The 12,913-nt window shown below is 41.1% G+C and carries 7 protein-coding genes; 5 read left to right on the top strand and 2 right to left on the bottom strand.

Annotated elements, in window-relative coordinates; all coding sequences use genetic code 11:
• Positions 1-11 precede the first annotated feature (11 nt).
• Positions 12-3,425 (bottom strand): YfhO family protein, encoded by a 3,414-nt coding sequence (locus ATC1_RS06870; protein WP_062279626.1) that lies wholly within the window; start codon positions 3,423-3,425, stop codon positions 12-14.
• Between the two features lie 295 nt (positions 3,426-3,720).
• Here ATC1_RS06870 and ATC1_RS06875 point away from each other — a divergent pair, with 295 nt between their 5' ends.
• From ATC1_RS06875 to ATC1_RS06895, 5 genes are all read left to right on the top strand, one after another.
• Positions 3,721-5,631 carry an NAD(+) synthase gene (locus ATC1_RS06875; RefSeq protein WP_062279627.1) on the top strand — a complete coding sequence of 637 codons (1,911 nt, stop codon included), beginning with the start codon at positions 3,721-3,723 and terminating at the stop codon, positions 5,629-5,631.
• A 130-nt stretch (positions 5,632-5,761) separates the two neighbouring features.
• On the top strand, positions 5,762-7,066 hold the full coding sequence (locus ATC1_RS06880; RefSeq protein WP_152024252.1) for a hypothetical protein: 1,305 nt from the start codon (positions 5,762-5,764) through the stop codon (positions 7,064-7,066).
• Between the two features lie 247 nt (positions 7,067-7,313).
• Complete coding sequence (locus ATC1_RS06885; protein ID WP_062279631.1) at positions 7,314-8,735, top strand: phosphoglucomutase/phosphomannomutase family protein; 1,422 nt, start codon at positions 7,314-7,316, stop codon at positions 8,733-8,735.
• Positions 8,728-9,519, top strand: a complete 792-nt coding sequence (locus ATC1_RS06890) for a TatD family hydrolase (RefSeq protein ID WP_062279633.1) — start codon at positions 8,728-8,730, stop codon at positions 9,517-9,519. Before ATC1_RS06885 ends, ATC1_RS06890 begins: the two co-directional genes overlap by 8 nt.
• A 511-nt stretch (positions 9,520-10,030) precedes the next feature.
• Complete coding sequence (locus ATC1_RS06895; protein ID WP_062279635.1) at positions 10,031-11,194, top strand: aspartate aminotransferase family protein; 1,164 nt, start codon at positions 10,031-10,033, stop codon at positions 11,192-11,194.
• A 109-nt stretch (positions 11,195-11,303) separates the two neighbouring features.
• Here the strand turns inward: ATC1_RS06895 and ATC1_RS06900 are convergent, their stop codons facing one another.
• Positions 11,304-12,767 (bottom strand): IS5 family transposase, encoded by a 1,464-nt coding sequence (locus tag ATC1_RS06900; protein WP_062277905.1) that lies wholly within the window; start codon positions 12,765-12,767, stop codon positions 11,304-11,306.
• Between the last annotated feature and the right edge of the window lie 146 nt (positions 12,768-12,913).

Genomic DNA, 12,913 nt, shown 5'->3' on the forward strand with positions numbered 1-12,913 from the left:
TAAATTACCAATTACCGCTTCCGTTGACTTCTTTCATTCCCGTTAGCGGTTTCCTGAAGAAACCAGAAAATGAATATGATCAAAGCTAAGAATGACAACCCTGATCCGGCAATCAATCCGGTCGGGATATAGTTCATTTCAAGCGTATGCAATCCTGGTTCGGCGTTGATGCTGATCATCCCATCCATCACTTCGATTGGGCTCACTTTTTCTCCGTCAACAAAAATCTGCCAATCACGTTCAAATGGGATGGAGAGAAACAAAACATGATGTTTATCGGGAATTGAAAAGGAACCTTTCAAATGTGAGCTGCTCAATTTCTCCAGGGATGCAGGATTCTGATTCAGCGCGGCAGCATAATATTCCAGAACAGACTGATTTTCATATCGGAACAAAGTATCTTTCAGGGAAAATTGTGGACCAAGCCATTTCAATCGCAACTTGATTATCTCACCGGGAGAAAATTTGCCAAGGGGTAGAATTCCGCTTTCAATCACGCTTTCATTTCGGATGAGGAATTGATCATTTAAATAGACTTCATAAACAGATGTCACATCCGGAGCATTGGGTATATGAACATATAGCGGATCGGTTCTTTCGACTGTAATTATCCATTCGGCGTAAGATTCGGCAGGATCGCCGGAATTATCGGCTATCTTGCCCGATTGATCGATCTTTTCATCCTTGCCGTTTTGTGAATATCTTATCGTTTGCGGAATTGTAAATAGATTCGCTGAATCATCATCAGTCAGACAATGGAAAATGTGATTTTGAACTTCAAAAAGATCGATTCCAGATGGAATACGGCAATTTTTGACTTGATCGGATACCGAAAAACCCAGCGGAAGTGCTGTCGGATTTCTGTAAACCGCATACTCATGATCTGAAAAAAACAGATCGAAATTCTTTGTAATCGGTTTTTGATGCGTAAGAACATATTTTACACCCAGCAAACTGTCAATCGCAGCGGTTGATCCCTGCCCATATCTTGTCCAATAATGATAATGAGCAAAACCCAGACGAGTTAGAAGATCGAATACTTTTCTATTTGTTGTCGAAGAATAATGTGTTAATCCGTTATAACTGAATTGCAGCGCATCATTCAATCCTCTTTGAAAAGTCTTTTCAGTCCGATAAAAACTTTGATCTTCTTCCTTAATTCGCTGGATCACCGGTGTGACGGAGTTGATGAAATCTCGATACTCATGAGTCTTAACGGAATCGGCATAATTGATTTCCCAAATTTGATCTGCATTTTCTGTCAGATTCATCAAAGTGAGGATCATGATCAGTGAAAGGATCAGATCTTTTGAAAATATCTTGTTCTTAAACGGTCTTTCCCCCTGATAAACAAAGAAAAGAAGACAAAATAAAGACAGCAGAAGGTTATCCAACAAGATTTTTTCCCATGATAAATAGGGAAAACTGCGGTTCATGATGAAAACTGAAAGAGATGCGAATCCTGCAATGGAGATTAAAATCGACCAGATATGAATTCCTTTCAGTTGAAGGAAACAGCGGTATGCGGTCATAATCCATAGAAAACTGAAAATGAATGCATAACGATATGGCCACCAAACTGGTTTGTTCAATCCATGCCAGACAAGATTTACACCACTGATAACAAAACTGATTATCATTATGGCTGACAGGAAAAAAACCAGGAGCTTTTCTTTCGCAGAGATTCGTTTGTTCAGGAAGAAAAGAAAAGCCAATGCATTGATGAAAATACCGCAGAAGATGACTGGCAAGCCGCTGTCTATTTCAAATTCGTTGTGGGCTCCGGTAAAAAGCTTTGAAAATAAATCCGGAAAGAAGAAATTCGGTGAAAGACTTAGCCTGGACAGATTAAACTCTTTCGTTCCTTCCATCAGTTTGAAAAAGGATGGCAGCAGCAGACAGGAAGCACCTGCTGCAGACAGGATACTTCCCGAGAAAAACTGAATAATGGCTTTCTGCTTGAATGATTTTCGATCCGAAGCGCTGAGCATGGTGAACAAGAAGAAGAATAAAGAAAATATGCAGATCATATAGCCAAAATAGAAATTACTCAGCAAGATGATCCATAACGAGCTGATATAAAGGAAAGGCCGATTCTTTTCGACAATCAACTCGATCCCAAGTGCAGTGAGGGGGAGCCAGACTACACCTGCGATAAAGTGCATATTTTCGGCATTTACAAGGTTATAAGCCATTAGCGCATAACTGGTCGAAAAGAGCAGCGAAGAGAAACTGGCGGGCAATCTTCTTCGAAAATAGAGATGAGAAGTTAAACCACAGATGCCAAACTGGAAAATTATCAGAAACGAGACAACCTTTGGAAGATCTGCGGCAGAGAATAGACAAACGATAAAATTAAGCGGATTCCCTAAATAAAAAGCATAGGGAGTCAGCATATCGCCGCCTAAGTTTTTACTGAATGTGTACAGTAAATTATTCTTTTCGGAAAAAAACGATTTCAAATACGCCAGCATGTCGGAATACATCTGATTCATGTCGACAACAAAAAACGTCTTTTCACCGAAAGGATACATCTTTTGAACCCCGCAAATGCCAAGCAAGATAACAATCGGCAGCGCAAATGAGGCGAAGCCTATCCACCATTCTTTGCGAATGATTTTTGGAGCGTATATCCGTTGGATAAAAAATGAAATACAAGCCAATAATCCTGTGAGGGCAAACAGGAATACAAGGGAAGAAATAACACGTGACAGAATCGTGCTTGTATATCCGAGAATCAGCATGGATTCGTTATGATCGCTTGAAAGGATGAAATCTTTGCTCGTACCGTTGTAACGGACAGATACTGTTCCGCTGCCATTCGTCACCTTAAAATGAAAGACGGGCACAAAAAGACGAATAAAATCACCGTGATAATGAATTTTTGCACGATTGGATCGCGTGATCAGCGTACCATTCTCGGAAAGATTCCACAATTCATTGGTTGAGAGCTGATCGAGACGAATATCCTGTGCATGCCGATAATCTTTTGGATCCATTGTCATTTTCTGCGGTTCTGTTGCCCAATAAGCCCAATCCATTTCGATGACGGATTGATCCTCCAAATCGGACACAGTAACTTCCAGATTCTTGATTGCGTAAAGGACCGGATGCAATGAATCCGAAAACCGTAAAACGACATACGCGCTGACAAGGATTGAAAAAAGGAATATTTCTTTATAACGATATGCCGGATGAAGACGATTCAACAGACCGAATCGAAAGAACATGAGAAGCGCAAGCCATACAACGAACAGCAGGATTTGTTCTCTTCTGCTGAAGATACCATCTTTTCTGGTAACATATAGAAAGGAGAAGAAACTGATTGCAAGGCTGAACCAGAGACACAACAGCCATTCTTTAAACATTAATCCATTTTTTTTCTGATTTGCTGCAGCGATCTTGGAATTTTTATTAAGAATCATTGGTGTGTACCTGTCAGGTTCTTCATCAGAAGAATATTTGTGAATGCATTCAATTTTAATTCAAATACAAGGATACAGCATTTGACAGCATTTTATATTCGGTAACACCTATTGCACAAAGAAAGAAAAATTGTTGTTGTGGTATTTTTGCACTTTGCATAAAAATACCACAATTAGAATTTTTCTCCCTTTTCTGAAAAATTTTTTCCAATCATTAGAAACCTTGAAAAAACTTTTCAGAAATCCTGTTTTTTGCGTATAATGAAACCGCATTTTCCACATGGAGGGAAACCCTATGCAAAATGGATTTATAAAAGCAGCTGCCTATACTCCGGAAATCAAGACGGCAGATTGCCGCTATAATGCCGGACAGATTCTATCTTTGATGGAGAAAGCGGCGTCGGATGGAGTACATGTTTTGGTCTTTCCTGAGTTGTGTCTAACCGGATATACCTGCGGAGATTTATTTCTACAGAATGTACTGCTGGATTCTGCGAAGAAAATGCTTGTGGAACTCAGCAGACAAAGTAAAAAATTTTCGATGATCACCATCATAGGACTTCCACTGATTTATGAATCCAAATTATTCAATTGCGCAGCAGTCCTATATCAAGGGAAGATTTTAGGAATTATACCGAAAACCGAAATACCTAATTATTCGGAATTCTACGAGCTGCGTCATTTTTCTCCCGCTCCGGTAAAAAATGGTATATTGTTTATTGACAATGAAGAAGTCCCGTTTGGAAATCAATTGATTTTTCGCTGTCTTGAGATGCCGGAATTTGTATTGGGTGTAGAGATATGTGAAGATTTATGGGTGAATCAACCGCCTTCAAACCGACATGCACAAGCTGGCGCCACGCTCATCGCAAATCTTTCTGCCAGCGATGAAGTCATCGGTAAAGCTGAATTTCGCCGTCAGTTGGTCAAGGGACAATCCGCAAAACTAATCAGCGGTTATATTTATGCGGATGCCGGAATGGGTGAATCTTCAACAGATCTGGTTTTTTCCGGGCACAACCTGATTGCTGGTAACGGCGTTATACTGGCTGAAGCAAAACCATTTGAAGGAGCTCAGGCTGTCAGCGAGATCGATCTTCAAGAAATCATTTTTGAACGCAGAAAAATCAATACAGTTCATCCGCTTTCAACAGAGAATTATGCAGTAATTCCATTTTCCATGCCGCTGCGTCAGACCCCGCTGACGAAGAAGATTCGTATGAATCCCTTTGTCCCTGAAGATACCGCTCATTTACGGGAGCGGTGCGAATTAATTTTTTCAATTCAAAGCGCCGGATTAAAACAGCGTTTGACGCATGTTCAGGCAAAATCCGCTGTAGTCGGAGTCTCCGGAGGATTGGATTCTACATTAGCGCTTCTGGTCAGCGTTCGCGTGATGAAAGAATTGGGACGTCCGATGACGGATGTCGTTGCAGTGACAATGCCTTCTTTCGGAACAACCGGCAGGACAAAGACGAATGCAATGAAATTATGTGAAACGCTTGGTGTGACACTGCGGATTGTAGATATTACCGATTCCGTTCGCAGCCATTTTCGAGATCTTGACCATGATGAATCCGACCATTCCATTCTATTTGAAAATGCACAAGCCAGAGAGCGGACACAGGTATTGATGGATATCTGTCATCAGTGTGGCGGTATTGTAATTGGAACTGGTGACCTGTCTGAACTCGCGCTCGGTTGGGCAACGTATAATGGCGATCATATGAGTATGTATGGCGTCAACAGCTCAATTCCAAAGACGCTGGTACGCTTTTTAGTACATTATTGTATGGAAATAACAGAAAACGAACCTTTACGGGATGTTCTAAAAGATATATTGGATACTCCTGTCAGCCCGGAGCTTCTGCCTCCAAAAAATGGAGAGATGATTCAGTATACAGAAGATCTTATCGGTCCTTATGAACTGCATGATTTTTTCCTGTATTACACAATTAGGCGTGGATTTACACCGGCAAAAATTCGATATCTTGCAGAATACGCCTTTAAAAATGTGTATGACGCGTTCATCATTGAAAAATGGATGCAAGTGTTTTATAAACGATTTTTTGCTCAGCAATTCAAACGCTCCTGTCTTCCGGATGGTCCGAAAGTTGGAACGGTAACACTTTCTCCGAGGGGTGATTGGCGTATGCCGAGTGATGCTTCTTCTGTGGCTTGGTTGGAGAGTATCGGAAAGGAGTAGTCAGTGTATTTATTAAAAAAACAACAATTTCCAGCGGAATTCTACTTTTGCAACAGTTCAGTCTGCTCCGCAACAACAATGAATCCTAACCATTTTATCAATTGTCGGGAAATAAAATCTTGAGATTTTTGTGATCGTAAAATTGGTAAGAGATATGCAAAAATCCTGTTATTGTCGAAAAAAAACAAAATATGCCGGTTTGATTGTCTTTCTGCTGATTATTCAAAATTTATTGAGTGGTTGTTATTTGATCGAAACAGAACAAATGACAGAGACAGCAATTGCTACAACCATTCCACAAATTGATCTGGATCAACTGCCGACGCTTCCGACACTTGCGCCTGAAAAACCTGTGGAAACGCCAATCCCGCAATCGGATATCTATTTCGAAACCGATAGCAGCATCTTTTCGCGTGATCTTGCCGAACAAATCCCTGAGCAGACAAATCAGATTGTCCGGTTTATTGGGACAATCGCGAAAATTGAAACGGATTATTTCATAGTTCGCCATGCCTCCGGTTTAGAAATGAAAGTACAATGCGGCGATTTTTGCTTTTATGTGAATGATCAAAAGAAGCTGGTTGATTCTGATGCGCTTGCTGAAGGAGTCCGAACTGCGGTTTTTGGAACAACCAGTTCTGAAAACTTGTTGACTGTTGAAGCGGATGCAGTCGCTTTATATGTCAAAGATGGCGCCAGCAAAGCATCCAATAAAACGGATATGAGCGCTTTCCCGTACCAATTATCCTACGAGGAATTCGAATTGAAATCAGCGCCGGAAATCAATCCACTGAAATTGAAACCGGTTGAAGGATCGCTGGATGCCAACCTGGCTGCCAGATTAAAAACCACGCTAAGTGATCGTACCAATTACCGATACGGTTTATATGGGGAATCTTATTCCACAACACTTGAATATGATCAGGATAAAAACCGGGATCCAAAATATCCGACACGCGCGAATATGTCTGTCGAAAGCAATTCTTACCCATTTTATGATTTTTGGTTTCCTCATGTGGACAGTCCATATTTTACAAATTGGGGATTAATCAGTTATGGTGGAGACTGGTATTTGCCAATTCGCATGACAGTGGATATCGATCCCGATCCGACAATATCGGAGATTATCTATTCTGATCGAACAATCATGAGCCAAATGAATTTTGACCGCTTCAATCATTATTATCGCAGTTTTGGCTTTTCAATTTTTTCAAAAAGTCTGTTTTATTTTTTTGAGAATGATAAGGGATATGGAATTTCGATCAATCGCGTCGATTATCCATTGGGTTTCGATGAGATTCCCTTCGGTTTGGTGGATACGTATCAGGAATTAAATCCGTTTTACGCGGATGATTTGATCACTTTTTTTGGACGAAGAGGTAAGACCTGGTACTATGTTGAATTGAAAGAAAAACAAATTGAGACAGGTTATTAATAATAATCGATGTACTTGATGGATTCCGATTCGATATATTGAAAGGATTTACAGTTGTTGTGCTTTGCTTGCATTTTGCACAAAAACAGCATTACAACAATTTTCCCTGATTACTTAAAAAACAAATCAATATTTCGAATTGCTGTCGACTTTCCTAATAATGGAATCTTTTGCTCATACGAGTATAATTACAATGGATTATTACAAATGGTTCGCGGATTAAAAAAAGACAGACTGGAGGAAAACCATGACTCAAAAGATAAAATTCGGTACAGATGGCTGGCGGGCATATATTGCAGAGGATTATACCTTTGATAACTGCCGGCGCTGCGCACAGGGATTTGCTTCGTATTTGGTGAAACAAGGAAAAACCGGAGAACGTGTCGTAATCGGTTATGATAAGAGGTTTCATTCTGAAAACTTTGCAGCGGCTGCAACGGAAGTCCTGGCTGCAAATGGTTTTATGGTTTCACTGACTAAAGAAGCAACACCGACACCGGTTATTTCTTACGCGGTTGTAGACAAAAACGCAGTTGGTGCAATTAATATTACAGCCTCTCACAATCCTCCATCAGACAACGGCTTCAAAGTTCGGGATGCAACGGGAGGTGCAATTGATCCGGCAGGACTTCTTGAAATCGAAGCATTGATTCCGGATGAGATGAGCGATGTAAAAAGAGTTTCGTTGCAGGAAGCTATTGCGGATGGGAATGTTGAAATCTTTGACGCATCAATCAACTATATCGAACATTTGAAAAATTTAATCGATCTGGAACCGATTCGTAAAGCCGGTTTGAGAGTTGTAGTTGATTCAATGTGGGGAAATGGTGCAGGCTGGTTTACCAGACTATTATCCGGCGACAAGACAGAAATCATTGAGATTCACAATCAGCGGAATCCAAGTTTTCCTGAAATGAAGCGCCCAGAACCGATTCCGCCGAATGTTAATGTCGGGTTGAAGAGAACTGTCGAGGTTGACGGGGATGTGTTGATCATCATGGATGGAGATGCAGACCGCTGTGGAATTGGTGATGAAAATGGTAATTTTTTGAACCAGCTTCAAGTGATGGCTTTATTAACGCTGTATATGCTGGAAATCCGCAAAGAACGCGGTGCAATTGTTAAAACTTTATCTACGACAACCATGCTGAATAAACTTGGCAAGATTTATGATGTTCCGGTTTATGAGACAGGTGTCGGATTCAAATATGTTGCACCGAAATTTACTGAGACGAATGCACTGATTGGCGGTGAGGAATCCGGCGGTTATGCATTCCGCGGAAATGTCCCGGAACGCGATGGAATTCTTGCCAATCTCTATATGCTCGATTTTATGGTAAAAACAGGAATGAAACCGTCTCAACTATTAAAGCACTTATTTGATATTGTCGGACCGCATTATTATGATCGGATCGATACTGCTTTCAAGGGTGATACGGACAAAAAGAAAAAACATATTCTGAAGAATCAGCCAACAACTCTGGGAGGTTTAAAAGTAATCGGATTGGATACTACAGACGGGTTTAAATTTAACCTTGAAGATGGCGGCTGGATGCTGATTCGCTTTTCCGGAACAGAGCCGATTATCCGTGTTTATACAGAAACAACGCATCCGGAATGCGTTCAGGAAATCTTAAACGATGGATTAAAGGTAGCAGGAATTGAATGATGATCGGTTTCTAATCGATACTCACTGCCATTTGAATCTTTCAGAATTTTCTGAAGATTTTTCTGAAGTCGAAAATAGAGCAATGGCGGCAGATGTAAAGCGAATGATCGTTCCTGGAATTGATCTGCAAACGACACAAAGCGCTCAGAAAATGGCTGATTGTTCTTCAGCCATTTTCTTTTCCTCTGGCATTCATCCCAATGACGCATTCAATCTGGAAAAAAATTGGTTGGATGAGATAGAAAAGGCGGCTCAGGATCCCAAATGTCTGGCGATTGGGGAAATTGGACTGGATTTCTATCGAGAACATTGTCCGCATGCAATTCAAGTGGAGGTGTTTAAGAAACAACTGGATTTAGCGGAATCATTAAACTTGCCGGTGATCATCCATTGCAGACAAGCGTTTGATGTCTTGTGGCCGATTCTATCTGAATGGCATGATCGGAATCCCGAAAATATTGGTGTTTTACACGCATTTGATGAAACTGAGGAAGCTGCATTTGCCGCGATAGCTAAAGGCTTCCTTATAGGAATTGGCGGTGCGTATACCTATAAGAATGTCCCTCGGAGGATGGTGATCTTGCAAGAAATCCCGTGCGGATCCATTTTATTTGAAACGGATGCGCCCTATTTAACGCCAGTCCCGTTTCGTGGCAAAAGGAACGAACCGTCTTATGTACGGTTCACGGCAGAAAGAACTGCGCAAGTAAAAAATATTCCTCTTGATCAATTGATCAGCGTTGTGAAAGAAAACACTTTCAACCTGTTTAATAAATTGACATAATCGAATTTCAGCGATCTGAACGAATCAGAAAGTATCTTACAGGTAAAGCAGACGTCTTCCGTAATGCTCCATCCACATTTCATTGGAGTTGCCGGTATGTTCGACGTTTGCACTCTCTTTGGTATTGAAATTCAGTGATTTACAGAATTCGATGAAATTTTTCAGTAGTTCGAAACACTGAATTACTGGTAATTTTATTGTCAACAATTTATCGGTGCAGGAAATTATCTATGCCATTGATGACAATCTTATCTGTTGCAAGAATTTTCAAAATATGCTTGAATAAAATAGAATTTCTATAATCTCTGCATCTTTTGGAGAGCTTTTCAGAATATAACAAAACAGAATTCACGTCTTTTCATTGTGGTAAATTTAAGCAACGCAAGAGCAGGTGATCTGAATCAAGCGGAATCCAGCGTATTCAATCAGCAGTTTGAAATGTAAAAAGGCTCATTTGTTGTTGTGTTGGTGTTTTATTTGCGGGATCAGTTTGAAGTATCGGGAGAAGATCATGATGGATTTTGAGACGATCAAATCGTTGGAAGACCAACATTCTGTTGGTGTCTATAGTAAACGGCCAGTTGCCATCGTTCGCGGAAAAGGCGCACATCTTTTTGATGTGAACGGACGAGAGTATATCGATTGTGTCGGCGGACAAGGAGCTGCGAATCTTGGCCATGCCAATCCGAAGATTGCTGCAGCCATTGCTGCCCAGGCTGAACGATTGATTGGTCTTCCTGAGATGTTCTATAATGACACCCGAGCGGAATTAATGGATCGGCTCTGCAATCTGACAGGGATGGAAAGTATCTTCTTTTGTAATTCCGGGACTGAGGCGGTTGAAGCGGCGCTAAAGTTCAGTAAAGTCATCACAGGGCGCAAAGAAATTGTCGCGACTGTCCGCGGTTTCCATGGCCGTTCCATGGGATCGCTTTCTGCAACCTGGGAAAAACGTTATCGTGAACCTTTTGAACCGCTTGTTCCTGGTTTCAGCCATATACCATACAATGATGTGGACGCGTTGGATAGTGCAATCACTGATCAAACGGCGGCTTTCATTGTAGAAATTGTACAGGGAGAAGGTGGTATCCGTCCCGGTTCTCCTGAATATTTTCATGCAGCCGAGAAGATCTGCAAAGAGCGCGGCGCTTTACTCATTATCGATGAGGTTCAATCGGGATTTGGACGAACTGGACGCTGGTACGCTCATCAGCATTATGATCTGAAACCGGATCTGCTGACTTCTGCTAAAAGTCTTGGCGGTGGCATTCCATTCGGCGCGGTGATGCTGCGTAAAGGATTCGATAAGTTGCCAACTGCTGTTCATGGATCTACTTTTGGGGGGAATCCGATTGCTTGTGCCGCGTCTTTAGCTGCGATTGATTTTATTGAAGAGGAACATTTGATTGAAAAAACGGCTGAAAATGGTGCCTGGTTTCTTAATGCGCTGCGTGAAATAGAATCGCCGCTGATTCGTGAGGTACGCGGTCTGGGATTAATGATCGGCATGGAGTTGAAACAGAAAACAGCTCCGTATATCGCGCAACTGACTGAGCGCGGTATCCTGGTTTTGACAGCCGGTATGACGGTAATGAGATTCCTGCCGCCGTTAGTAATTGAGCGCAGTGATCTCGAGATTGTAGTTAAAAATGTAAAAGAGGTCCTTCAAGCATAGATGATCCCTTTTATAAGAGATATCGATTTGAAACCAGAAATGTGAATTCCTGGTTGTAGTGTTGTTTTTGCCCGTATGATTCGGAAGGTAAGCTAGGGGTTGTTCCATATTATGCAAGTTGTGGAATAGCCCCATTTTTTCTTCCAAAATTAATGAAAATATTGAACTTGCACAGGATTAAAATCCAATCTAAAAATTGCGACAAAAAATCTCTTAGCCTTTTAGCTAAGTTCAGAACTACAAAATACAGAGCAATCATGACCTTGCATGTATGTTCAGTCTTTCCTTTGATACAATCCATTCCATAGAACCGTTTCCCTTCACCAAATTTGCCTTCAACAGCATTCCGTTTTCTGGAATCCATTTGGGCAATTTTTCTTTCCGCTTTCTCCTGATTGACCTGTTTTCTGCCAAGTTTTGGCCCACTCAGTCGTATTCCTAATTCAGCACATTTTCGCCGGTTTTCTTTTGTTCGATAGATTTGATCTGCCAGAACAGCTTCCGGATAATGCCCCGTGCGAAGTTTATACGCTTCTATCTGTGACCAAAGGTCTTCACTTTCATTGTAGGAATCGAATTGGACGCGATCCAAATATGAATACCCATCAATTACGCTGATCGATATCTTTGCTCCGAATTCTGTTTTATTTTTTGCTTTTCCCCGGACAATCGGACGAATGTATGGCTGTGAAATGCTGACAATCCGGTTTTCGACATTATGCTTTTTTGCGCGATACATTTCCTCCTGTTGTTGATATACCAGACGAGTTGTCTCCAATTCCCTTTTTTGTTTCTCACTCAATAATTCAATTAAACCCGGCTCTTTTTCCAGCATCTGATCGATAGTTTTGAAATTCCTCCTGACATAGCCGATTTGTGCTTTTATTGCATTTCGGATCGCTCTTTGACTTGGATTCCGGTTCTTTGCAAACATCAAATACTTTTTTCGGGCAGTTTTTCGATAAGTCCTTGGTTTCTTTTTCCGTTCGCTGCTTCCAGCATACATGATGTCGATGATTTTTTCCTGCTTTTCCCTTCCTTCATTCAATAGATCGGTATCTTTCGGATATCGTATATCGGAGGGTACGCAAGTTGCATCAATTATCAGTTCGCCCTTGTTGTCACCTTTTCTCTCATCATCGCTCTTTTTTCCAGCCGTATTTGAATTTTCTCCGGGACGTCCGATTTCCTCAATCAGTCCCATAATCATCCCCAGATCGATCCTGTCTCGCCATTTGCTCAACATACTGTAACTGAATGGCAGCTCAAATTCAAACCTTTCCAACCCGATAAAGTATTGTAAGTACGGACTTTCCACAATTGCTTCTATCGTTTTCCGATCTGACAAATCCATCATTCGCTGGATTATCAACGTCCCCAATCCCATTCTTACCGGATGCGCTGTGTGCCGGGATTTCTCAGAAAATTGTTTGGCATATTCTTTTTCAAAACTATCCCATGGGATGATTTCTGCTAATCTTACCCATCGGTTTTCCGGATTTAAATTCCGATCGAATTGATACCACTGAGCGGTTTTACACAAATCTTGCTGTTGATTCTTTCGCAGATACATCGGCTTTTCTTTCTGATTGATGCAAGGTTTTTTGGTTCTTTTTGCTTTTTTCCGTGCACTAATTGTATCAGAAAGATCCTTTTTTATCCAATTTTACTCGTAGTTTTATGCCATCCTTAACAAATATTTCCTTTAGGAACAACCCC

It is taken from the genome of Flexilinea flocculi (assembly GCF_001192795.1).
Classification (GTDB): Bacteria; Chloroflexota; Anaerolineae; order Anaerolineales; family Anaerolineaceae; genus Flexilinea; species Flexilinea flocculi.